Annotated in this window: 23 protein-coding genes and 1 CRISPR repeat array (1 of these 24 running past the window's edge); of the genes, 11 read left to right on the forward strand and 12 right to left on the reverse strand. The window is 51.0% G+C overall.

Annotated elements, in window-relative coordinates; genetic code table 11:
- Nucleotides 1-91: 91 nt before the first annotated feature.
- Both AArc1_RS06720 and AArc1_RS06725 read right to left on the reverse strand, forming a co-directional pair.
- Nucleotides 92-436, reverse strand: coding sequence for a 2Fe-2S iron-sulfur cluster-binding protein (locus AArc1_RS06720; RefSeq protein WP_117363647.1), 345 nt, complete (start codon nt 434-436; stop codon nt 92-94).
- The gene (locus AArc1_RS06725) at nt 433-1,833 is read right to left on the reverse strand and encodes a selenium-binding protein SBP56-related protein (protein ID WP_117363648.1); all 1,401 of its coding nucleotides are present in this window, start codon (nt 1,831-1,833) and stop codon (nt 433-435) included. The genes AArc1_RS06720 and AArc1_RS06725 overlap by 4 nt, the downstream gene beginning before the upstream one ends.
- Nucleotides 1,834-2,720: 887 nt before the next feature.
- Between AArc1_RS06725 and AArc1_RS06730 the strand changes: the two genes are divergently transcribed.
- Nucleotides 2,721-3,719 (forward strand): IS110 family RNA-guided transposase, encoded by a 999-nt coding sequence (locus AArc1_RS06730; protein WP_117363649.1) that lies wholly within the window; start codon nt 2,721-2,723, stop codon nt 3,717-3,719.
- Between the two features lie 501 nt (nt 3,720-4,220).
- Entirely contained in the window at nt 4,221-4,883 is a 663-nt protein-coding gene (locus AArc1_RS06735; protein ID WP_133412327.1) for a hypothetical protein, read from the forward strand.
- On the opposite strand, the gene AArc1_RS06740 is transcribed toward AArc1_RS06735, so the two are convergent.
- From AArc1_RS06740 to AArc1_RS06750, 3 genes are read right to left on the reverse strand one after another with little or no spacing between them, the layout of a single operon-like run.
- Nucleotides 4,880-6,544 (reverse strand): AAA family ATPase, encoded by a 1,665-nt coding sequence (locus tag AArc1_RS06740; RefSeq protein WP_117363651.1) that lies wholly within the window; start codon nt 6,542-6,544, stop codon nt 4,880-4,882. The genes AArc1_RS06735 and AArc1_RS06740 overlap by 4 nt on opposite strands.
- The gene (locus AArc1_RS06745; RefSeq protein WP_133412328.1) at nt 6,541-8,397 is read right to left on the reverse strand and encodes a hypothetical protein; all 1,857 of its coding nucleotides are present in this window, start codon (nt 8,395-8,397) and stop codon (nt 6,541-6,543) included. The genes AArc1_RS06740 and AArc1_RS06745 overlap by 4 nt, the downstream gene beginning before the upstream one ends.
- A complete protein-coding gene (locus tag AArc1_RS06750; RefSeq protein WP_117363653.1) occupies nt 8,394-9,506 on the reverse strand; it encodes a hypothetical protein in 1,113 nt (370 codons plus the stop codon). Before AArc1_RS06750 ends, AArc1_RS06745 begins: the two co-directional genes overlap by 4 nt.
- A gap of 335 nt (nt 9,507-9,841) precedes the next feature.
- Between AArc1_RS06750 and AArc1_RS19660 the strand changes: the two genes are divergently transcribed.
- Nucleotides 9,842-10,546 carry a tyrosine-type recombinase/integrase gene (locus AArc1_RS19660; RefSeq protein WP_117363654.1) on the forward strand — a complete coding sequence of 235 codons (705 nt, stop codon included), beginning with the start codon at nt 9,842-9,844 and terminating at the stop codon, nt 10,544-10,546.
- A 131-nt stretch (nt 10,547-10,677) separates the two neighbouring features.
- Here AArc1_RS19660 and AArc1_RS06760 read toward each other — a convergent pair whose 3' ends face one another.
- A complete protein-coding gene (locus AArc1_RS06760) occupies nt 10,678-10,998 on the reverse strand; it encodes a hypothetical protein (RefSeq protein WP_117363655.1) in 321 nt (106 codons plus the stop codon).
- Nucleotides 10,999-11,161: 163 nt separating this feature from the next.
- Between AArc1_RS06760 and AArc1_RS06765 the strand changes: the two genes are divergently transcribed.
- On the forward strand, nt 11,162-11,434 hold the full coding sequence (locus AArc1_RS06765; RefSeq protein WP_117365804.1) for a PadR family transcriptional regulator: 273 nt from the start codon (nt 11,162-11,164) through the stop codon (nt 11,432-11,434).
- 420 nt (nt 11,435-11,854) lie between these two features.
- On the opposite strand, the gene AArc1_RS06770 is transcribed toward AArc1_RS06765, so the two are convergent.
- Nucleotides 11,855-12,673, reverse strand: a complete 819-nt coding sequence (locus tag AArc1_RS06770; protein WP_117363656.1) for an alpha/beta fold hydrolase — start codon at nt 12,671-12,673, stop codon at nt 11,855-11,857.
- A gap of 402 nt (nt 12,674-13,075) precedes the next feature.
- On the opposite strand from AArc1_RS06770, the gene xseA reads away from it, so the two are divergent.
- Both xseA and xseB read left to right on the forward strand, forming a co-directional pair.
- Complete coding sequence (gene xseA, locus AArc1_RS06775; RefSeq protein ID WP_117363657.1) at nt 13,076-14,302, forward strand: exodeoxyribonuclease VII large subunit; 1,227 nt, start codon at nt 13,076-13,078, stop codon at nt 14,300-14,302.
- 18 nt (nt 14,303-14,320) lie between these two features.
- Entirely contained in the window at nt 14,321-14,542 is a 222-nt protein-coding gene (gene xseB / locus AArc1_RS06780; RefSeq protein WP_117363658.1) for an exodeoxyribonuclease VII small subunit, read from the forward strand.
- Nucleotides 14,543-14,748: 206 nt separating this feature from the next.
- Here the strand turns inward: xseB and AArc1_RS19295 are convergent, their stop codons facing one another.
- Nucleotides 14,749-14,940 (reverse strand): hypothetical protein, encoded by a 192-nt coding sequence (locus AArc1_RS19295; protein WP_228442400.1) that lies wholly within the window; start codon nt 14,938-14,940, stop codon nt 14,749-14,751.
- A gap of 414 nt (nt 14,941-15,354) precedes the next feature.
- The gene (locus AArc1_RS06790) at nt 15,355-15,615 is read right to left on the reverse strand and encodes a MarR family transcriptional regulator (RefSeq protein WP_117363660.1); all 261 of its coding nucleotides are present in this window, start codon (nt 15,613-15,615) and stop codon (nt 15,355-15,357) included.
- A gap of 139 nt (nt 15,616-15,754) precedes the next feature.
- Between AArc1_RS06790 and AArc1_RS06795 the strand changes: the two genes are divergently transcribed.
- Complete coding sequence (locus tag AArc1_RS06795; protein WP_117363661.1) at nt 15,755-16,894, forward strand: CRISPR-associated protein Cas4; 1,140 nt, start codon at nt 15,755-15,757, stop codon at nt 16,892-16,894.
- Between the two features lie 6 nt (nt 16,895-16,900).
- Nucleotides 16,901-17,464 (forward strand): hypothetical protein, encoded by a 564-nt coding sequence (locus AArc1_RS06800; RefSeq protein ID WP_117363662.1) that lies wholly within the window; start codon nt 16,901-16,903, stop codon nt 17,462-17,464.
- 180 nt (nt 17,465-17,644) lie between these two features.
- On the opposite strand, the gene AArc1_RS06805 is transcribed toward AArc1_RS06800, so the two are convergent.
- From AArc1_RS06805 to AArc1_RS18450, 3 genes are all read right to left on the reverse strand, one after another.
- Nucleotides 17,645-18,679 (reverse strand): tyrosine-type recombinase/integrase, encoded by a 1,035-nt coding sequence (locus tag AArc1_RS06805; RefSeq protein WP_117363663.1) that lies wholly within the window; start codon nt 18,677-18,679, stop codon nt 17,645-17,647.
- 2 nt (nt 18,680-18,681) lie between these two features.
- Nucleotides 18,682-19,200 (reverse strand): hypothetical protein, encoded by a 519-nt coding sequence (locus tag AArc1_RS18445; RefSeq protein WP_133412329.1) that lies wholly within the window; start codon nt 19,198-19,200, stop codon nt 18,682-18,684.
- A gap of 288 nt (nt 19,201-19,488) precedes the next feature.
- Nucleotides 19,489-20,736, reverse strand: a complete 1,248-nt coding sequence (locus AArc1_RS18450) for a site-specific integrase (RefSeq protein WP_133412330.1) — start codon at nt 20,734-20,736, stop codon at nt 19,489-19,491.
- A 576-nt stretch (nt 20,737-21,312) separates the two neighbouring features.
- Here AArc1_RS18450 and AArc1_RS19300 point away from each other — a divergent pair.
- The 3 genes from AArc1_RS19300 (at nt 21,313) to AArc1_RS06820 (ending at nt 23,441) form a co-directional block, all read left to right on the forward strand.
- A complete protein-coding gene (locus AArc1_RS19300; RefSeq protein ID WP_228442402.1) occupies nt 21,313-21,765 on the forward strand; it encodes a helix-turn-helix domain-containing protein in 453 nt (150 codons plus the stop codon).
- A gap of 10 nt (nt 21,766-21,775) precedes the next feature.
- Nucleotides 21,776-22,444 carry an IS630 family transposase gene (locus tag AArc1_RS19305; RefSeq protein ID WP_267130102.1) on the forward strand — a complete coding sequence of 223 codons (669 nt, stop codon included), beginning with the start codon at nt 21,776-21,778 and terminating at the stop codon, nt 22,442-22,444.
- A 172-nt stretch (nt 22,445-22,616) separates the two neighbouring features.
- Nucleotides 22,617-23,441 (forward strand): IS5 family transposase, encoded by an 825-nt coding sequence (locus AArc1_RS06820; protein ID WP_117363665.1) that lies wholly within the window; start codon nt 22,617-22,619, stop codon nt 23,439-23,441.
- 159 nt (nt 23,442-23,600) lie between these two features.
- A CRISPR array of direct repeats spans nt 23,601-23,990; the repeat unit is 37 nt; unit sequence GTTTCAATCCCGTGCTGGGTTTTCTCTCCGTCGCGAC; it runs 3,010 nt beyond the window's last position.

Consider the following 23,990-nt stretch of genomic DNA (forward strand, 5'->3'; position numbering starts at 1 on the left):
GAGAGCCTTGTCAAGGCGAGTCGAACGATGACCGCGAACGGTGAAGTAACGGGTGGATACGTCCACGGGAGTCCAAAACAGTCTTGAGCCGCTACTTCCAGGGCGTTCTCACAGCCTCGGCCTGGACCTCGTGACCGACACGGAGCCGACAATCGGTTTGTGGCGTCGCGATGCAGCCCAGCACGTATCCCCGCTCGAGCGCGTCGGCGTTCAACGCCCGCGGTGGCTCGCGGTGTGCAATCTCGCCCTCGAGCACGCGGACAGTGCAGGTCCCACAGACACCGTAGAGACACCCGTAGGGAACTGACACGCCGGCGGCGTCGGCGGCGTCGACGACGGTCTCGCCGGGATTGATCGCGAGTTCGGTCTCGTGGCCGTCTCCAGAGACGAGGGTGGCGGTGAGAGGGTCGTCGGGTTCGTCCGACCCCGCCGTCATTGCCAGACGTCGCTCGTACAGTCGCCGCCGGGCCATCTGATCTCGTGGGCGCGGGCGGGACCGCCTGGAGCCTCGCCGAAGTCGACGAGGAACTCCTCGTCGAGTTCCATCCGTCCGTCTTCGGGGTAGACATCGGCTTTCAACATCAACGACCCTTCCTCGGCGATATCGGGATAGAACTGGTTGTCCCACGAGGAAAACAGCGACGTCGTCCAGTACAGTCGCTGGCCATCTCGCGAGAGCTGGAGCATCTGTGGTGCGCCGCGGATCTCCGTCCCCTGGACCTCCTGGCGGTCGCCGAAGAGCCCGCCGGCCCAGATCTGATCGACCAGCCGCGGGTTACCCATGTCGCTGACGTCGTACATGCGGACGTCGCCGTGGAGCCAGTTCGAAAAGAAGAGATACTGGTCGTCGAGCGAGAGGACGATGTCCGTGATCAGCGGCGGCACCGGCATCTCCCAGTCGGGATGTTCGCGGGGGTCCTCGTCGATGACGACGTCCCAGTCCCACGTTCCGTCAGCCGTCCGGTAGAAGTGGATCATGTTCGAGGAGAGCGCTGCCCCGACGAACCCCTGGGTCTCCTCCGGATTGTGGCTCATCCGCACCTCGAGTGGAACCTGTCCCGCCTCGCCGAACTCGAGGGTCTGGACGTGTTCGCGGGACTCCCAGTCCCAGATATGGATGCTATCGCCGTACTTGCCTGCCTCGACGTCCTCGAGGTCGAAGCCGGGGTAGTAGGTCTCGGGTGCGGCCCACTCGCTCGAGACCATGACGTTGTGGCGGGGCTGATACCAGTAGTCGTAGTTCATCGCCATCTCACCGCGGTCTGCTTCCCAGCGGCCGTCGATGCTGAAGTCCTCCTGGTCGAGTTGCAAGAAGCCTCCGGGGAGTTCGCCGTCGGCATTTCCGAGCATACTGACGACGATCTTGCCGCCCGGGACGCAATGGACCGTGTGGGGAGCCGAAAGGTCGTATTCGAAGACCGCCTCGGGCTCGATAACAGTTACCAGTTCGGGACTTCGCGGGGTTTCGACGTCGATGACGTGGATCCTCGAGGATCGCTGGCCGGGGACGACGAGGTACTGTCGTGCGAGGCCGCCGACGTGACAGGACGATGAGCAGGCGTTCCAGCCGAAATGATGCAACTCATCGCCCTTGTTCGGCATCTCGACGACGTCGATCAGTTCGCTGTAGGTCTCCGAATCGGGATCCAGATCAACGATGCCGACGAGGTCGTGGCCCCCCTCGGCCATCCCGACACGGGGTGCCATTACGTACGCCGTCTCCTCGCGTTTAGACTCCGTTCGCATCGCCGCTGGCGTTGGGTAGCCCGGACCCTCAGTGTCCGAGTGTTCGTGCGCGCCAGCGTGATCCGTTGCGTGATCGTGTGAACTCATAGCAGGATATCGTTACGACTCACGTCACCGAGTGTCAAGGGTTTTTTCGAGGGGAGCCGAACTGTACTGACGAGAGATATATTTCGACGTTCCCTCGTGATCGTCCGTCAACGGCGACAGCTCAGCGTGTATGGCAACGTTATCCGACGTATGTGCGTGCCCTGGGGAACGGATACATACACTCGCTGGCACAACCCAAAGCCAGGAGACGGCAAAAGAATCGGATGCTCCGTCAGGGATTCGAACCCGATGCAAATCCTCGCTCCGCTCGGATTTCCGTGCTTCAAATCCAGAATGAGACTTCTGTAGCTCACGACTTTGTTCGCCACAGAAATGCTCCGTCAGGGATTCGAACCCTGGTCATTGCCGTGAGAGTCCAACCCGACTCGAACGGCTTAGACACCCAAACTGCTCCGATCCCTTCCACGTTTTCCCTGATAGAGGGCTGTGGCACCCGGTTGAACACCACGCACATACATAAACCACCAGTTCATTGCCTGTTAGGCAATCCCGATTCACCTAATTAGCTCTCTCAAAATTTTATTTTTAAATTTGGATCTTGATGGTCCTGCTCTTTCCCCTTCACAACCCAGTACATAATTCAAATTGTATGAAAGTACCGTCGTGCTGAAAGTACCGTCGTGCTGAAAGTACCGTCGTGCTGACTCGATGGAAATTCTGCTATATCCCATGAGAGCGTGAAACAAGTATGGGACGCAAGAGACCGAGCTGTATTCCGTGCCCGAGAGCACGTGGTGCTGACTGGTCCGAGTGCGTAGGAAGCCGAGTCCTGGGCATCACAGCCCGACTGCCGCTCCCGGCGGCAGTCGGGAAAGCCCGTATAGGTGAATCTCTGTTTCACGCACCGGCGTTCCAAGGTGAGTCCAATGTTCATTGGAATCGACGTACACAAGCGGTACTCACAGATCGCAGTACTGGACAAAAACGGTGAGATCGTCGAAGAGGTTCGCGTCGAAAACGCGAACCTCGACGACTTTGCCCAGCAGTACGCTGGGTCCAAGGCCGCGCTTGAAGCGACCAGCAATTACTACCACATCCACGATACTCTTTCAGAGTATCTGGATGTGACTGTCGCCAATCCAGGCGAATTAAAGCTGATCTCCGACTCGGATAAGAAAACCGACCGCGTCGACGCCAAACAACTCGCTCGGATGGTTCGGTTAGGATCGGTTCCTGAGAGCTACGTTCCAACCGACGAGGTTCGGCAAGCCCGCGCACTTGTGCGCGGGCGCCAGAAGCTCGTTGAGAACCGGACCGAGTACGCGAACAAGATCCATGGCCTGTTGAGTGACCACGGCATCACTCGGGAAGTAAAGCCGTTGAGTGTAAAGGGACGAGAGTTCCTGGCGGAACTCTCGCTCCCGGCACCGTGGGACGCGTTGTTGGAGTCGTACCTGGAACTGATTCAGGTGCTCACCGAGCAGATCGAATCGTTAGAAGCAGAGATCGAGGAGCGGGCTGGGTCTCTGAAAGAGACCCAGCTCCTGATGACGATTCCTGGTGTGAGTTACTTTACGGCGTTGACGATTTACGCGGAGTTGGGCGAGGTCAACCGGTTTGATCGGGCCAAAGAGGTCGTAAGTTACGTCGGGCTGAACCCGATAATCCGCGAGTCTGGCGACTCGCGGTTTGAGGGGAGCATCTCGAAGCGAGGATCAGGACGAGTCCGGTGGTTGCTCGTTCAAGCGTCGTACAGTGCGGTTCATACGTGCGAAGACGAGTATCTCAGCCGGTTTTACAACCGGTTAGCTCGAAAGAAGAACTCGAAAACAGCGATTGTGGCAACCGCTCGGAAGTTGCTGGTATCAATGTATCACATGCTTGACCGTGAGGAGGTGTACGATCCACCAGGGGTGAGTGCCTGAGCGCCGCCGGGGCGGCGCTCATTGGCCGGCTGGCGGCAGCGTGAGTGATTACTCTCGCAAACAAGAAGTCCCCCGCCTGATGGCTGTTTCAGTAGCTATCGGTTCGCCGGTTGTCGATTCTACGCCAGAAAACTACAGCAAGTCCTCGTCGCCCGAAGAATTATCTTGGCAAACGTGGTTTGATCAATCGGCAGAATTTCCATAGGTGAATACACAGCGCATCTTCAGCATAGCACCGAATCAAATAAAGGGGAATAACTGGGGCTGACTTGGTCAGATGGCTTGGTTGAGTAGTAAGGCCGGAAGATAGGCAAAGAGTTAGAAGATCAGGGCTATGGAGTCCGACAAATATCAGCTTATTCACCTATTTGGATAGCGGTTCTTCACGACTCTTCGGAGAATAAGGGATACGGTCGATCGTAGACGTTGTTAAAGACGAGAGATGAAGTAGCCAATATTTTCAATTTCGGGATCGCACATTAGAGATAAGAGGTGGATAATGTGGTAACACAAGAAGACGTGCTTAATCTTATGGAGGATAGCCAGGATAGTCCGGAGGTCGCAGAAGCAGCCTATCTCGCTGCTGAACATCTAAAGACAGAGCAAATCAACCGCAATCTCCGGCTACGGTATAGATCCGGACAAGGATTTGCCAAATTCAAAGAAAAGTTTACTGAGATAACAGCATACAACTCTATCACTAGCGAATCCAGTAGTTACGGTGCTCAAATTGAACTCCGAACAGAAGAGGAATCCACACGTCTCGATAAAATCACTGTTGATGACATAGATATTGACTTGGACAAAGTGATTCAGGACGCTTTCTCTGAGAAAATTGCTGCACAACTTGCTGAAGAAGTCCGAGAGAACCTGAATTCCCTTAGTCCGGAGTCAAGAATTCTCGCATATACAGCTATTAGAGGATATGACCTTGGCGTCTGGAGCAATAGAACCAAACCTGACAACGATGTTCTCTGGAGATTTTACTCAATTATAACCGGTGACACGCCAACTGACGATAAGAAGACGGATTACATTGAGGAGTTAGTAGCGAATGGCTGTTTCTACGTCAACAACAGCAAAATCATTCTGACACCGGCTTACACCAAATTGGAAGATCCGTATGAGTTCCTACCGAAGTTAAGGATTGAGTCGCCTAACTAATCTTGGTATATCTGGCTGACTTCTTCAAGGATGTTTGAGGCTGATTTCGGTAGAATTAGTAGATTCTCTTCTTCCCACAGGAGGAACTGTTCATTGATGATTCCGATCAGACGGTCTATCAGTGAGGATCTTTCACTACCTCGTATTAGTAGCCCTGCATTCTCTAGATACAGAGCAATTCGTTCGTTTTCTCGGTGCTGAAATGCTTGGACGGTTTCTTCTCGTGCTCGTACCGAATCACTATTCAAAATGTCTTTTGGACTAACTTTTCGGAACTTATACGTCAAGTCTCGTTCTTTTTCTTCTTGGTTAACTTTTCTAAAGTACATCTTCGCAACTTCTGCTGGGTCTTCAGCGTCCAAATAATGGATTGCAGGTTGCTCTGAAGAATAATCAACATCGGTGTGCCCCTCTGCTTGTAATTCGGGCTGTGAAAGCTCCTTCTCAGAGAAATCTTGTCCAGCTTTGAAATCACCGCCGTCAATGACCTCCTTCAAGAATTCACGGCCCAGTATCTCCTGTCTGGTTTCAGAAAGACGACTTACCGCTTCTTGGATCAGGTCCTCTATATCTGCTCCAGTAAATCCCTCAGTCTCCTTAATTAGGGGGTTCAGGTACTCCAAGTCCCTCCCTTCTACGAACTGTTTCAATTCTTTGCTGAGCTGTCCGTCTTCACTGACGTACACGTTTTCCAAATAGTGATGGAGAATTGCTTTTCTCTCGGTTCGGTCAGGACGACTAAACTGGATCGGACGGTTTCCAAGTCTTCCAGGCCGTCGAAGAGCAGGATCAACGACGTGAGACAGATTCGTGGAAGCTACCACTTTTAGCGCCCGTTCGAAGTCATCGGACTGTTCTTTCGACTCAACTCCATCCAAAAGAACTAGCAGTTGAGCGACTATCTGGGCACTATAACTTTCGGAGACCTCGCTCCGTGACTGAGCGATTGCATCTAGTTCATCGATATACAGTACTTTGTGTTCTGTACTCCAAGCTTCATCGAATTTCTCACGAAGCATTCTCTCTGATTCACCAACCCACTTACTCAAGATTTCAGGTCCAGAGATTGTGACAGGTATAGATCCATACTTTTCCTGGCATACCTCCATAACTAACTCCGTTTTTCCTGTACCAGGAGGACCTTCTAAGATAATCCCCGTTGATTCAGACAATCCCCAATCTTCCTCTGCCTCTTTTAAGAACCGCTCTAATTTCTGTTTCTCGTCTTCCAACCCCGCAACTCTATCCGCATTTACCGGGTCGTACCCACTCTCCTTCTCCAGCAAGTCAGAAGCAAAACGAACCTCAGATTTCGAGTCCCAAGGCGTAGTCTTTGGTACCTCACCGCTATCAGAGACTTCGATGACTACTTTCAAGTCATCACTGACCTCTTCTTCCTCATCCGATTCAACCTTCCGTCTGATCGGGAAAACAAAACGCCCCCATCCAACAACCCTCTCTTCACTTTCTTCAGGTTGTAGTGTATAACGAGGTTCGCCTTCATCTTCTACATCAAGAATATATTCCTCTGGCTGACCATCGCCAGTCAGCGAAGAACGATCAATCCAAGCACCGTCGCCGGTTTGAAGAGAGATACGTGTCCTCAACCCAGTTCCTCTCCGAAGTTCTTCAAAATCTGATCGTTCACCTAGCTCGCTCATCTCTCCTCACCCCTGTAGAGACGATCTACAACCTCATCTGCTGATTCCAAGCCTCGACAATAGCCGTCTTCCAATACCGGGACAAAAACCTCTGCCGAAAGATTCTGACCGGGATCTTCCTTGTCCCACGAACTCACTAAGTCAAGTATCATTTGTGCCCTTTTTTCGCCTCTGAAGAAGAGGCGGGTAGGGAGAACCAGACAGATCATCTTCCTACTGGCTTCAGCATCCGGATACTTCTCCAGAGTCTCCCGTACTTTTCGGAAATTGAATGCTCCCTCACTTCGACCTGTTTCAAATTCAATGGCTACGTCCTGAGTTATATCTTCATCCAGATCGAGGAACTTCTTGGTACCGTCCTCAACCCAGTTCTGGTAGAAAGACTTGATAAAAATATCCGGCTCTATCCCCGTTTCCTCATCTGAATCACCCATATCTTTCTCTGTCTCAATAATCCTGTTCTCTAATATCTCGTCTCTAACAAATCCTTCAAAGGATTGATCGTCTTGATTTGGACGCTCCTGGGTCTCAAAGTATTGCTGCATTTCCCAGGCTAAACCCTCAGTGATTGCGGCTTTCCAGAAGTAATGTTCATCGCTTTCTTTCCCAGAGGATTGTCTTTCAGTAAGAGCAATCCGTTTCCAGTCATTCCTTTTCAGTGCTCGCTCCCTAACCTGCTCTACTTGGTCAACGCTAACAAAACGATCTGGACTACTGTTGATGGAAAAGTAACGAGCAACGCTTTCGATCAATTCACTCTTGTCCTCAACTTTCGGGTCTGCGATAACCACCGGTGAAGACTGTAATACCTCAAAAAAGCCTTCTGACTCTTCCTCTTCTGGGAGACCTGCTTCTGCAACCCGCTTAACTAGTCTATCAAAGAAATCACCTTGGAGCAGGTCGCCTTCCCATTCATCCGGTATATTCACAACGAAATATCCGAGTTCTCCGGTATAGAGAGTGGAAGAGACTTCCCGTAGAGTGGAAACAATATCAACGTCGTTTCGCTCGATAACCGGGGTTTCACCCCGCATATTCGACTTCCACTCGCCGTTAGTCAAATCCAAGGTGACGATATTCTTCTGGACCTGTGGAATCCGAGGCTCATTCGCCACAAACTCAACTGTCTCCGCACCCGGTTCCCCTCCCTCGATTTCTTTGTAGGTATCACGCAGTAGAACTTGGAGAAATGGGAGTGTGTCTAAGTTCTCAGTGCTTCGATGGAGGACTAACTTAGGTCTCCCAGAACTGTACGGTGATCCTCCGCCCCAAGTAAAAACCGGGTCTTCTTTATCCAATTCCATCGGTTCTCTACTCTGTGACTGTTGTTGTGCGGGGATCATATGGTGATTCACTGAGTGTTCGATTTTATCTGAAAGAAGTTCTTGGAGAGTCGCCAATTGGAACTCTTCTTCCTCCTCTAACTTCTGATTGGGGGAGACCGTTTTGATATCGGTGTGTGAAACCGTGTATGCTTCCAAACCCTTTGTAACCGGGATCGTGAGTTGATTACAGGTAGCCGTGATATCTTTCTGGGGGGCGATTCGTTGATCAACAGAGTGGCGGATTTTTGAAATATCTATATTGTCTTTACTAAGAGTCTCTAACCCGGTTACCCCCGTTGGTGAAATATCTGTTTCGGGCTTGATCTGCCTATCAACGTGGACCTGCTGTTTCTCCGCCTCTAACACCTCATCAACCAGTTTAACTTGGATGTCCTTCAAATCAGATGGACTACCTTCGCCTGACTCTTCCCCTGAGATAGAGCTTTGCCCTGTTCTTGGTTCACTTGCTCCTGTTTCCTGATCTCCATCAATAGGTTCCCGCGGTTTCTCCTCAGAATCTCGACTCATTCTTTAAGATATCCGTTAGCCTCCATAACATCTGCAACCTCTCGTCGCTTCAGTCTACTGTAATACCCCGATTTGTCAGAGTTGGGAGAATATAGTCCCAATGTTGCGAATATCGGTTTCCTTCTTTTGAGACGGAGCGGAGCTGAAAACGCAATACTTCCAAAAATAGGCTCTTGACCCTCATCTAACGAATCTGGGTTCCAATCATCGGCTTGGCTAATCCACTGGTCTATCTCTTGATTACCGGAATAATTCTTCGCCCAGTTCTCATAGAACAACCCTTCAAGACCACCCAACTCATCGAACTTCTCCGTGCCTGGAACAACTAGATCGAACACCTGTCTCAGACCTAAAATCTCTTCTAAGGGTTTCTGATATTCCCTCTCAAAAATTCTGCCGTTAGAAATCTCTAACTCATCCATCTTTTCTAACAGCTCAGACGGAACCACGTCTTCTACAGCTTCCCGCTGAACACCTGTATTCACCATCAATAAGGCAGTCAGCTCGCTATTGACTGGAGGACAAACTCCAATTAGTGAGTTGAACCAAGACTCAAAACTAGAGGTTGTACTAATCGAATCCTCTTCTATCTCAAAAATATTGGATGGAAGTGATAAATCGGTAGAATTACTTTCAATAGCTATCCGTTCATCAAGAGATTTAAACAAATACTTAAAGCCCTCAAGGATATCTAAGATTGTCTGTCTATTGTATGGGTTTCGGAAACTCGGTTTGTGAATCTCCGTAGCTTTCGGATCAAAATTCTCCAACTTCGACAACTCATCATCAAAGTCATCTCCTCTATCTAAAGTGATCTCTTCTCCCCTAGAACTGGCTTTCCACTCAAAAGATACCAACCACCACGGAATGAATTGCTCATCATCCTCTCCTTCTACATATCCAATGACCGATTTGCTTTTCTCCGACAAAGACTCATAAGCCACAGAATTCCCAGGATTCTGCTTCCCCGTAAACGTCTGCCAGAGATCGTCCTCAATTTTATCTTTGAACTCCTCTCGTTCCGGGAGCCCCGCAATTTTCGCACCAACCTCTCTTAACCGGTCGATATCTAAGGTCTTGGTTAATGACGCCTGCCGTGTTTCAGCCATGATCAGTTTCCCGTACAGATTGCAATCACTAATAGACTTACGGGGAATAAAAGTCAGGGGGGAGTAACCAATCTCTCTCTTCTTCCGCTTATTAGTGGCACTGTTCGGTGCAGGGCCCCTAATGATTCAAGAATGTTGTAAGATCTTTGCACCTCGGTGTTAATTCCGATAGAAATACCGGTGGTCACTGCGCAGATCTCCTTAACAGCTCACTCACGAGAACTAGCATGAAATCGACAGTGACCGAGTGCTGCATGGACCCTCTATATTCAGCACTGTCGAACAATCTCGATTTTGAATAGTTTCTCTGGGAACCGCGCACATCTCTGGCTGTAATGACACAGCATCAGTCTGAGTCATCAACGTGGGCGAAGCGACATCGACGAGCATTGACGACACGACATTCTCACGAAGATGTCCTCACCGACCGGGAGTTCGAGTTGTTGCTCGAAGCCTGTTCGGAGTTACCCAGTCCCCGTGATTTCCAAGCACGATTCATCTGTTTGGTCGCAGGTCGGCTCGGACTCCGTGGGGGCGAGATTTCACATCTCACTACCGACTGGTTCGACTGGGATCGGAAACTTCTCCAGATTCCACAGCACGAGCCGTGTGCCTGTGGGTACTGTCGTCGCCAAGCAACTCAGGAAGCGAACCACTGTGACGACCTCACCGAGGACGAGGCAGTAGAGTCACGGTGGCACCCAAAGACGGTTTCCTCCGCGCGGGCGATCCCGTTCGACCTGTCGTTACGTCTCGAATTGTGTCTCGAACGCTTCGCCAATCGGTACGATTCGTTTCCACATTCGCGCTCAACGATCAATAGGCGGGTGAACGAAGCTGCGGAGACTGCCGATCTTCGGGGGCGCGTCTACCCACACTGTTTACGAGCAACAGCCGCGAGCTATCACGCCTATCAGGGAGTTGCGCCAGTTCCGCTTCAGGCCTTGATGGGGTGGAGCGATCTCGCCACCGCCCAGAAATACATCCGAATTTCCGGAACAGCGACCGCAGATGCACTCCGGCAGGCGCACCATCGCTAATTAACACGCTACTCACTACTCTTCCAGCCTCCGCTGAATTCAGGGCGTATGTGTCCTTCAGAGAAGTTCTTGATCAACCCGGCACAGTCACAATAGATGATAGTAGGGTGTCTCTTGATCGGAGTCGTTATTTACTGATTCTGAACGCCATAATTGACGTGAACGGTCGGTGTACTTGGAGACGCTGCTCCTTCAACACCGTTCCAGTCAACGACACTGATATTGGCTAACTCTCCAGAGAATCGGAATCGTTGCACACCGGTATCAATCGAACCCTCAACGGCTGACTTCGTAACGACCGTTCCCTCTTCGAATGGATCATCTGCAAGCATTTCGAGCTCGCCAGCTACAGAGATTTCAAAATTCGATGGAACACCACGTCCAACAATCGTTACAAGATTCGGCAATCGACCGGCTTCAGAGGTGTCAGATTCCGACGTGTCGCGTGTCATGATCCGGAGAACTGGCTATCTCGTTATCAAATCTAGGATCGATATATGGACGCATTTTACACTGGGAGTTACAACAGCGTTAAAAACTACCTGCACGGGTAGATGCATTTTAAAAGTCAATCAGCCTGGTGATTACAATTACTCAACCCATGGTGATCAGACTATGGATGATTTGACTGGGTTCCAGCGTGACTTGCTGTATGTCATTGCTGGTGCCGATCAACCGTCGGGCCAAGAAGTCAAAGACGAAATAGAGGAGTACTATGCGAGCGAGATCAATCATGGACGACTGTATCCGAACCTCGATACGCTCGTCAACAAGGGAGTAGTTGAGAAAGGGCAACTTGATCGGCGAACGAATTACTATGCGATCACGGACGCTGGATTCGAAACGATTGAAGATCGGCGAGAATGGGAAGAGCGGTATGTGAATTAAGGGAGTCGAAGAATATCTCATGTAGAGTTGGCTCTCCTTTCGTCCGGTGAGCAAACCGATGCGTGGTGTGTATTGGATGTTCTATCGGACTCAGGAGATAACCAGTACTTCGTCCGGAATATATGACGAGAGTCTTGCAGAAAGAACCGGTCTGATTAGGCCATTGGAATTCGTGCCATCTGGTCCGTGGGGAAGTCCTCAATTTCGTGCTGGCTTTGTTACCTGCTTGATTCTCGTAGCGCCGGGTCGAAGAATCTAGTTGGAGTAACAAATTGTCTCTTCCGCCGTATCGCCCACCAGCAGATTGCGACGCTCCCGGCCGCCAGCGACGCCACAGTTTTTGCACTCGGCGACGACCGTCTGTTTCGTCGCGTCGCGACGGCGTGTCGCTCGTTATTGGGGCCCACTCGAATGTCCGGCCTACAGTCCTTCGACGAACTCTCGAAGCTCACGATTGTACCGCTCGGGCTGTTCCCAGAAGGGCGAGTGTCCTGTCTCGGGGAACCATGACAGTTCAGAAGTTTCGATCAGTTCAGCATGTTCCTCGGCTGCAGCTGGTAAAACGATGATATCTTCTTCTCCATGAGTGATCAGCGTCGGGACATCGACCTTTCGAAGGTCGCTATCGTGACTTACTTCTCGTGTGTGGAGCCCCTCTCGCACGTGCGGTGGGACGACTGCATTGAAGCCGAGGAAATAGTAGTGATCCTGCGGACTGAGTTCATCATAGGCGCACCGTTCGACGAACGTTTCGAGAGTGTCGACGCTTTCTTGCGTATCTGTTGACTCGAATCCGGGAATGAGATTGAGATACTTGTCGCCGATAACAGCGAGAGCATCCTCAGTACCTGTCTTTGAGATTGCTCCGACGAAGTTCAACCCTGCGATATGTTCGGTCCCGTACTCTGAAATATAATCCGAGAGAATGAGGCCGCCGTAGGACCATCCAGCGAGGACGGGCTGGTCGAGTTCCAGTTCGTCGATGACAGCCTGAACGTCGTTTGCCCATACGGACGAACGGTTGTAAGCATTCTTCGGCTTATCCGAGTTTCCGTGGCCCCGAATATCCATCGCCAGCAGCCGATACTCGTCCGCCAGATCTGAGTGCATCTGCTTGTCCCATGACAGTCGTGACTGACTGTACCCGTGAATGAACAAGATGGAGTGTCCGTCTGCCTGTCCGGTTTCGTCAACGTGCAGGTTGGCACCTTCACCACCTGTTACAGTGTGAGACTGCATACAAGAACTGTAAACCCAAAATCAATTATAGCTACTCCCGGCGTACGACACACTGACTTGAAGAATATGGCACCGGCAGTCGGTAATACCCCTGATATCCGTCGCGATAAAGGATCGTGTTGGACTCATGCTCTGGCTCCACATTCAGCAGTCGATATTTATAATCCGCCGAAGGTTTCAATAGAGTCGAACCTTCAGGAACGAGCACTAGCCTACGTAGCCACCTTCAAACCCTCTCGACTGTCCCCTACACCAGAATCAGGAAGAGCCAATTCATCAAAGCCACTCGAGCAATCCCACCAGTCCCAGCGAGGTTATTGGTCGCTGCATCGCCATCAACAGAGACCGAAGAGGTCGACCGAAGGCTAGCATTTTTGTACTGATGCGAACAGGAACAACTCAATGGGCACAGACTCGAGGACGGACGCAGACACAGCCTCATCTATCGAAGCCCACCAGGACACACTCGAGACAGAGAACATCGCGTTCGTGGACACCCTCAATGACGGGATCGCGACACTCCTGAAAGAGACAAGCGACCTGCAGTACGATTACGTCCTCGGGGAGGTATCCGACTATGGAGTCTCCGGCAACGGCCACGCCCATTTCGACCTTGGTCATGCCGACGCTACGATCCACTGTGTGATCTTCAGCTACCGGCTGCAGTCGCTGGCCGTCTCGATTGACGATGGAACGCAGATCGCCGTGAAAGGTGATCTTTCGTTTTACGAGGCAAAGGGAAGCGTCTCTCTCATCGTCGAGGACTTCGTCGAAGTCGGGAAAGGAGCCTACCACCAAACGTACCAGGAGAACAAAGAGCTTCTCGAGGAGGATGGCCTCCTAGCCGAAGACGCGAAACAACCGCTTCCTGAGTTTCCACATCGAATCGGGATCGTCACGAGCGCAGATAGCGACGCGAGAAAGGATGCCGTCACGAGTATCCATAACCGCCATCCCGACGTCGACATCCGCATCCAGCATACGACCGTGCAGGGCGACGACGCGATGCTGTCGATGATGCAAGCGATCAGCGTACTTGACGATAACGCCCAGATCGACGTGATCGTGGTTACCCGCGGTGGCGGAGCAGATACAGATCTGCGCGTTTTCAACGAAACGCCGCTTTGCCGCGTTATCCACAACACGGCCACGCCGATTGTCGTCGGGATCGGCCATGAGGACGACCGGACACTTGCAGAGGAGGTCGCTGACAAACGCGTCATGACGCCCACCCACGCCGGCGAGATCGTCCCGAAGAAGGAAGACCTCGAGGCCACCGTTCAGACCGCTGGCGAGCGACTGAACAGCGCATACGAACGGCTGGTTCGAGACCGGCTCGGAACAACACAGCAGGAACTGGACAGCGTCTACACCCAGCACGTGAGTTCTGTGCTCGCGACCCACTCGATGGAACTCGATCACGCCTTCGAGACCGTCGCTACTGAGCGACTCACCACACTCGAGAATCAGCTTGATCACGCACTCGAGTCGTTTGAACAGCAGAAAGCCCACGAAGAGGAGAAAGCCGAAGTTGCGAGCGAGTACGAACAGTCCCAGCGGCTACAGCGCATCATCATCGTGATGCTCGTCATTCTGCTGGTGGTGTTACTCGGCTACATCCTCCTTTGAGACAGTGATAGAGATACTATGAGTGACAGTTCAGAGATACCGGCCGATGCATCGATTTCAGACAAGACCGATCGACTCGAGGAGATTATCGCCCAGCTCGAGGACGGTGGACTCTCCCTCGAGCGAGCCAAAGAGCTTCACACCGAAGGAACGCGTCTTCTCGCTGAGCTGGAGGAGGAATTGGATATCGGCGGTGGAGAAATCATTGAGCGGAGTGCTGAGGATTCGCTCGAGAGCTGAAAACAGACAACTGAATCGACGGCGCTAAAGTGGAGACCGCGGATATCCAGTGTTCACTTATCGCGACGAAAATATTCCACCACGAGTTGAGATCGTCTCGTTCTCATACAACCCGTTCGGATCGACTACTTCTGAAACCGTGACTAACTCCTGGGTGTCGACATCCGCTGATCCCTTATTTGAAAAGCGGTGTCAGTAAACGGCTATCAGGAATTACTCGAACCGCCAATGTCGAGACAATTGATTGCCTCTCGAGGCTCAACCTCGTATTCGAGCAACCGATCAGCTGCTAACAACCATGCCCTCCTCGAGAGTTCTGGATCCACACCTTCGTACTGAACACTAAATTCTGTCAGCGCGACTGCGATCAACAGATCATCTCGCTTTCGATCAGACATCGCCCGCATTGGCTGCCTCCTCCTGTATAAACCTCAGCCCCTACCCCAGTATCGGAGATTCCCGAATCCGCTCGGTGAAAGGTAACCAAGTAGCTACGCCAGTCTCGAGTAGAACCTGTCACAGAACGCTTCTCGAGGATTCGATCGGTTGTTGGCACAGGTGACCGTTAGCTTGAGAAATAAACAAGATCTATATGCTATGTGAAACACGCAGAACGTGGCTACGTTCCATCATCTACGATGGCTATGAGTTTTGAGTCATATCTCAACTCAACTTGTCGGAGTGCCTGATAGATATATAGCTCGTAAATCCCGGCGATTGGCTCCACGACCAATCTGGCACAATAGGCTCGGTCTGGTCCACTTCCTCAAGTCGGTGGCTGAACGGCAATAGCGATTCTATGATGAGCAAGACTACTCATCTAGATGCAGCTCATCAGCATTGATATCTCCTGAGAGAAAATCCTCTCCTAGTTCTGTAATTCGATAGTTTGTTGCATCAACTCGTTGGATTAGACCCACTTCGGCAAGCTTTCTGCAACGCCGGGAGACGTATTCCCCAGTATAATCAATATTTGCTCCGATGACTGTAGGCGATGCTACGATATCTTTCTCAAAAAGAAATTCTAAAATCCGTTCGTCCGCCTGAGTCATCCAATCTACCCGGGGGCGCATTAGGAACTCCGTACAAGAAAGAGCAACCTAAGAGGGCAGCATAACCTGTCTTTAGCCCCAATATTTTGTGGTCATAGATACAAAATATTGTGTTTATAACTACACCATTTCACCACGGACACGATTATGGTCATCCGAGATGGTAAGTGAACAGACACAGTTTCCAACGCTCTATGAATTACTCACGGCGGAGTACACGAATGAAGAAGTTTCTAATACAATCAACAAAGTTACCCAACGGGTGAAAAATACGTCATTCCAGCGCTGGTATCGCGCCCAGGAGTTTGCGGACAATGTACAAGATGGTAAGTCGTATTTCAATGGCCCCAGCCCGTCACGAGAACCCTTGTATCATACCCCAAGCCAACTCTTACAGTGTCACCGCAAACTCTACTATCGTCAACACAACGCTCCGAAAGAGACTCCTGACCCGTCAGGGATTTTCTGGATTGGCGAAAATGTTGAAACCGAACTGATTATACCATTTTTCAAGGCTGTATTGGGGGATAGAACCTACGTTCAAAACTCAATCTGGGTGGATTTTACAATTAAATCTCGTACGGGACAGTTACGACTCAGAGGCGAAACCGACCCCGCGTTCGTTGATCAGGATGGCGTCCCAATTTTGCTAACCGAGGTCAAAACCAAAGATTCGATTGACCACCTTGAATCACCAAACGCTCACCACCTCGCACAGGTACACGCCTACATGTACGGGTTGACCGACAAGTTTGATCGGCGGATCACCGACGCGCTGCTCGTCTATGTGGATCGAACGACGCTGGAATTGAAAGTGTTCCGTTGTGAGTTCGATCCGCTGTTCTGGCGACGGCGCGTCCTTGACTGGGCCGCATCCCACAGCGAGTGTCGGATCGAAAATCGACTCCCGCCGGCTGACCCGGAATTCGACTGGGAGTGCCAGTTTTGTTCCTATCGAGAGCGGTGCGGCAAAGAAACGGATGGGATCGGTGAAGATAGCCCACCTCGAGGCTTCCTACCGTTACACGAGTACCCCGAAGAGAAGGTTGTCACTCACCTCGAGGCTCACCGTGGCGATGTGAAGCTGACCCCGACAATAGCTCACCAGTTTCCCGAGTTAGCGAAAGAGTTCGAAGTTCACAAGTGGAGATGCCAATCATGTACTGACGAGTTCTCGTGGCGACGTCTCGAACCGGGCCAACCTCGTCAACCCATCCAGTGCCCGAACTGCAAGTCAGTAACGGTTGATCAGGGGAGCGTTCGTGGACCGACTCCGAAAGAACAGAGCTCGCGGGAGTGAGTAAAGATGCTTGGGGAGAAACAGTGGTTCGCCGAACCTGATGACTCCGTGGGATCTTGGCTCCTCCTCGTATTGGAAACTCCAAGTCAGGAGGAAGAGACGTACATTTCGGGGTGGCAGGTCGGCCTTGCCAATACTCAGAATATCCTACAATTCGAATCGATGGAGATCGGCTCTCCCATGCGAGAAACCGAATTGCTCAGCGCGCTTCTGGATGAATTACGACCCCACCGTCGTTCTGATTTAACGATCATTACCCCTACAGAACACACTCTTCACTTGCTCAGATCTCGCCTCTTGGTCTCTCCGATCACGTCTGCAACGCTCCGAGGATTCGATCACTTGTCTACTGCGAAACTGGTAGAACAATATTTTATGATTCAAATTGACGCTGATGATCACTTCTTGAGTTCTGATCTACCAAATTCAGATCAACCGTTGCAATCCACTTGCTCTTTAGGTGATTTAGATGTGGCAGAGCACCAGGCTGCGGTGGAACAGCTATGGGGCATATTTATTCAACTTGGTCCGCTGGTACCACGTCGTCTCCTAATTGGTTCTCCTCTTTGAACATTATATGAAAACGAAAGATTGTGTGTACAAAATACACATGATAAAAATGCTTATGTGCCTAAGCAGAACAATCGTGTGTATATCCTACACATCCATCTGTGGGTCATCTGATTTTTGGCTGTCCAGGTAAATGGCATAGAAAATGCCAATCCACAATAGTTCGATAAGATCTTTTCCTTATATACCTTCGAAATCAGAATGATATGATTTAAATACAGTTTCTTTTCTATCCTTTGCGTATCGCTGGGTGGTTTCAATCGAGCTGTGCCCCAATATATCTCGAATATAGCGTAGGTTCACCCCATCCTCAACCATATGAGTTGCGAGACTATGACGTAATATGTGTGGAGTGATTCGGTATTTGTTTCTACCATCTGCAGTTGTGCCTATTACTTCTTGTAGACCAGACCGATCAGCACTCTCCATGACAATATCATAAAACCCTTTCGGGCCAAGGCGTTCACCAAAACCTCGTCCTGATTCTCCTAAGAACAGGGCCGGTTTTGAAGCCCCTGGTCTGTCCGGTCGGATCTCGTCGATCCAGAGGTCCAACAAACGGTCTAATTCCGCTGAGTAAGGAACAGTCCTCGGTTTCGAATTTTTCCCATCCCGTACCAGTATCTCTCTAATATCTCTGTCCACATCTTCTACATTCAATTCCGATAGTTCAGACCTTCGTAGGCCCGTATAATAAAAAAGAGCGTTAATCAATGTATCTCGTACTCCATTTGCAGCATCAATGAGCTTCCGGACCTCCTCCCGACTAATCGCTTTTCGCTCGGTGGACCTGGGTACTTTCGCCGCATATTCTTCACCCTTGATATTTATTGAAGGAACACTTTTATCCAGTTCATCTTTGATATGCCCGTATAATGCTCTTAAAGTCGATATTTCTTTATCCAGTGTTTCGACAGTAATTCCCTCCCGTGCTCGAGAGTCAAAAAAATCACGAATGTCTGACTTCTCCGCCTGAGTGATTGAAGTAGACCTAGCCGCGAGGAAATTCTCAAATTCTCTATACTTGTACAACTTATCTGCTATTACTTTACCATTTGTTCTTGCAGTTAATCTAAGTGCATAATCAAGAATCTCATCACTTTCAAATATTTCAGTTAATCCGTTTTCAAGGTTATTTCGGAACTCTTCTTCGTTCTGGTCGGGGCTCCTTCGTACGAGCGAATGGATTGGTGGGGTTTGAGGATTAGTGCTCATTGTTATTTTTGTAGCTTCCAGCGGGTCGTGTCACTTTCTTCACCTTTTGAATCTATGCGTTGCACCACGAATTGCTCCTCAAGGTGTCTAAGTCCGGCTTCGACGTCTGACGGTGACAATGACAATCGGCCAGATAGATCAGGAATGGAAAGCGGATGATCTGCGATCTTCAGTTCTTTCTCAACTTGATCGGCGATATGATCCTCCGCTGGCCCCAACTGTGCTGCGATTCTCTCAACGAGTTCGATGATCTGATTGAGTTTCTCATCGATACCGTCCGTCTCAGCATCAAGGTCGTCTAATCGTTTGACAACTGACCGAATGTCATCTTGTTGGGCCGTATTTCCTCCAGGACCTATATAGTCATAGAGCGACTGTGCAACAAGACCACTGAAATTCGTTCCTCGTTCTTCGGCATGATTCTGCGCTCTATTGTGTAATTTAGGGTAGATAGTGATATTTACCCGTTTCTTCTGGGTACTTTCAGTGACGTTGGGTTCTCCCTGAAATGAATCAGTCAATATACTTCCCCTCCGTTCAGTATTGGATGAGTTTCGTGTTCATTTCTTGTTTCCCGAAAGAATCTGCTGTACTCATCGGGGTCAATTCTGCAGGATGGCTGTAACCACATTTTGTGACTCATCTTGTTACAGTTCTGCCGGCTATTCGTCTTCCAAACAACATTGGTCACTGTGCTGGCGATTTTTCTATTATCGCGCTCTGACGATGGAGCAACGATTGAGCTGCAACTTACAGTCGAACTATCCCCGGTCGGTAGCTCTACAAGATATCTACAAGCAGAGGTCGACTTAGTCATCATACCTCACCTCTGAAGAAGAAACTGATTTATCGTCGATTGAATTCACCTGAGTGTCTCCCAGCTTAGCGACTGAATGCTCGCTGAGCTGGTCGAGCGCGTTCTGACGTGCCTCCACTGGAATCTCGACATATCGAAGAGTGGACTGTCGGGATTTATGCCGGAGTTGTTCTTTCGCGTAGGCCAGAGACCGAAAGTGAGTGAGATATGTTCCCGTAGACCGGCGAATTGACATCCACGTTATCTTTCGATTTGATTGATTGATCCCGGCCTCTTCAAGGAGCTGATCTAGTAGGTAATTCAATGAGTCTGACCGATACGGGTTTGCTTCTCGGTTCAGCCAGAGCGTCTCAATGCCGTCGTATTTCGGCATAGCATCGCGCTGGCGTAACCACTTATTCGTGGCCTGAACTGATCGGGTACTCAAGCCAGGTTCCCAACATGCATCGTTCTTCGGCGATTCATCTTTTGGAATCTGGAATACCCCTGTCTCTGGCTTGTACCACAGTTTGGAACACCTCGAGATGAACGCAGGGCGGGCTCCGAGATCGAGGGCGACACTCACCAAGGAAGGAATTTTCCAGCTAGTTCTGGAGCGTTCGAAATCGTCTGGAGTGACTTCTGCCTTCGGCTTTCCAAGCTTTTGAGCGAAGTAGGCTTTGTATCTATCTCGAGTCTCAGGCGACAGGTTATCATATTTCCCAACATCGTCGTACGTAAGCGCTGCTTCATACAATCGATCCCGTTCTTTCAGGTTAAAGTAATCCGCTTGGTCGTACTCACTTTGAGTGAACGTTAGACTCGGTGTCCATGGCTCTTCACCAGTGCGATTTGATTTGAATCTGAAATAATTCACCACCGCTTGCTGGAGTTTGCGTTTACTTCCTTCAGCATACGGTTTCTCGTTCTTGGTTTGAATCCTGTCCTGTGCAAGCGCCTTCTCATACGCATCAGCATGCGCATGGGTGATTCGTCTGCTGATTGTTTCAGTACGGGCCCATACCCATCGATGGAATTGCGTTGTTCGATGGAACTGATCAGACACTGAGCCAGGTGCAAACCCTACCTTGCGTTGAGGAATTTTTCCGGTCTGTTGTAACCATGTCCAGTACTCTTGATAATGGCTCTCCAGTTCGTTTAGCTGCCGGTATGAGAGATCGTTCCGGATCGACTCCGGAACAAATCTAATCTCATCACTTGTTTCGGCTTGTTTTTTATCTTGGTGATTGGTTTCTAGCATTTCTCTAAGTCTTTATTATCCATACTCCTCAGGAACATCTCCATTTACCGTATGCTATTTACCGATAGGTGTACGATTGGAGAATGGAGTCACGGCTACCGGGACTCCAGTGTACGTCCCTGGGGGCGTGCATTCAACATCTCTGTTGGAACCCTGGGCCTCAACCAATGGTTCCAACAGGGTTTTGACCGATTTTGGGTGTTTTAGATCATAATGGGATTCACTATGCGAGCCCACTTTAAATTACCCATAATTCGATTATTTGACACCCAGTGGTGTAAGAAACAAACTCATCAAAGATTCGTCTGGCTATTGACTCCACTTCAAAAGTAATAAGCCTTGAAGCCATCCGATTGTGAAATTCCTACATTTGATCATTTATTTGGATTATGTCTTTGGAAATATCTGTATTTTAATCATAGTTTATGAAATGGGGGTTCGGCGATGATATTGGCAGAGGAGTCGACAGCGTCGCTGGACCGTGATCCCGTTTGGAGTCCTTGGTTCTTCCGACAACCTAGTACCGTCCCAACCGTGGACAGCTAGGTTATATCCTCTGGGCACGTATCTATAGGAATGAGCCGAAAGAAGTACACTGTCGATCTTTCTGACGAAGAACGTGCTGAACTCGAGGAGTTCGTTACGAAGGGCACACACCGAGCAGAGGCCATCACCCGTGCACGGATCCTTCTGAAGGCTGACGACGGGCTCACAGATGCGGCCATCTGTGAGCACGTCGGCTGTTCGGTCGGGACACCCCATCGGGCGCGCAAAGCGTACACCGAGCGAGGGATTGCGGCGATTCATCGCCGCAAGCCCGATCGTGACTACGAGCCGAAACTCGACGGCCGAGCCGAAGCTCACCTCGTTGCACTTGCCTGCTCAGAGCCACCAGACGGCCGCACGCGCTGGACGTACGCCCTGCTCGCCGACCGTCTTGTTACTCTCGAGGAGATCGAGTTCGACTCGATCTCCGAGGAAGCTGTCCGACAGCGTCTAAAAAAACGACCTGAAGCCACACCGCTCTGAGTACTGGCTGATTCCACCCACAGAGAACGCCGAGTTCGTCTATCGGATGGAAACGATCCTTTCGCTGTACGAAGAACCATACGACGAGAGCCGTCCAGTCGTCTGTTTCGACGAGTCCAGCAAGGAACTTCGCAAGCACGTCCGCGACCCGCTCCCGGCGTCACCGGGAGCGGTCGCTCGAACGGATCACCACTACGAACGCAACGGAACCCGGATGCTCCACGTTGCGACTGAGCCGTTGACCGGCCAGTGTCGCCTTCACGTGACGGAACGCCGACGAACGTCCGAGTGGATCGACTGCATGGTAGCGATCGCTAACGACTACCCGGATGCAGACCGCATCCGGGTAGTCCTGGACAACCTCAGCACGCACAATCCCGCCGCGTTCTATCGGTTCTTCCCGCCCGAAACAGCACGCGAGTATCTCGACCGGTTCGAGTTCTACTACACGCCCACGCACGGCAGCTGGCTGAATATGGCCGAACTCGTCTGGAGTTCACTCCAGAGCCAGTGTCTCAACCGCCGCATTCCCGACGCAGCGACCCTCCAGTCGGAGGTCGCTGCGTGGGAAGCCGAGCGCAATGAGGTCGATGTCACGATCAACTGGCAATTCAGAAACGAGGACGCTCGAACGAAACTACACCGACTCTATCCGACTCTCGAAGAGGCCGAGAACTAGTCACTCGACGCTTGGGAAGCTACTAGTGCGGTTTCAGTTTTGATCTGCTAGGATCAATTGGGAGGCGCTGTACTGCATGAATCTAGCATTTCACGGCTCTGGTGAATCGCCAGACTGCGTCGAGTTGATCCGTCAGAACTAGGGAGTTGAAGCGGGAAACGGCGGATGGTTCATGTCCAAAATTTCCCGCTTCACTGGGAAGGTCGTGACGTTGGCTAAAAGTGCTGTTGGTGGCCGAGGCGAATCCGCCGCCCCGCAAGGTGGCGGCGGATTCGCCGACTACGCCGTCGTTTCTCTGCATTGTCTGCGGATTTACTTGGAGAAATCCTACCGCGAAGCGCTCGATCTCTTGAGCGAGATGCCACAAATACTGGCGGAGATCGGCCTTGAGAAGGCCGATCTCCCTGATCACTCGACGCTAGTGAAAGCGTTTGACAGGACCAAGATGGAAGTCTGGCGAGTGCTGTTGCGCCTGTCGGCGCAACTGCACGAGCCATCTGGTCATGCAGCGATGGACGCGACGTTTTTCGACCGCGAAAACGCCAGCAAACACTACTGCCGCCGGACAAATTACCGGGTTCAGACGCTCAAAACAACCGCTCTCGTCGATACAGCGTCACAAGCTGTCCTCGACGTTCATTGCACAACCGAGAAACGTCACGACACGCAGATCGGCTGGCAACTCGCCCGCCGCAACGCGGGCGAGTTGCACAGCCTTGCCGCCGACAAAGGTTACGACTGGCAACGATTACGTGAGAAACTCCGAGAAGAGGGCGTCAGACCGCTGATCAAGCATCGAGAGTTCCGCCCCATCGATCACGCGCATAACGCGCGGATCGATGAGACTCTTTACGGCCAGAGAGCGTTGTCTAAGACCGTTTTCTCGGTGATCAAGCGCACGCTCGGCGATGCCGTGCGTGCGCGAAGCTGGTATCGTGAGTTCCGTGAAATCGTTCTGATGTGTGTCGTCTACAACATCAAGCGTGCCGTCAACTAGCCAAATCAAGTGCCGTATGGCGATTCACCACGGCCCATTTCACAGCTGAAGGGGCACTAGACGCCAGTACCAACGTTAAAATATAAGTTTGCTATTATTTGTTTGCTAGATTTTTCTCCGTCGCGACGCCACCCCGCGGTGAGGTAGTCGCGCCTCGATGTTTCAATCCCGTGCTAGGTTTTCTCTCCGTCGCGACTCTCGGTAGTGACAACTAAGACCGCACTCCGAAGTTTCAATCCCGTGCTGGGTTTTCTCTCCGTCGCGACTCACGTCGCCAATTGTCCACGCAATATCCATTAACTATGTTTCAATCCCGTGCTGGGTTTTCTCTCCGTCGCGACTCACGTCTCGACCGATAGCCGGCGCTCGACCTGCGGGTTTCAATCCCGTGCTGGGTTTTCTCTCCGTCGCGACATGGACTCGAATCACATCAAAGCGATTCTGAACGCTGCGTTTCAATCCCGTGCTGGGTTTTCTCTCCGTCGCGACGGTCGACAGACCTCCGTGATTCTCGAGAGACAAGTTTCAATCCCGTGCTGGGTTTTCTCT

Source organism: Natrarchaeobaculum sulfurireducens (assembly GCF_003430825.1).
In the GTDB taxonomy this organism is placed as follows: domain Archaea; phylum Halobacteriota; class Halobacteria; order Halobacteriales; family Natrialbaceae; genus Natrarchaeobaculum; species Natrarchaeobaculum sulfurireducens.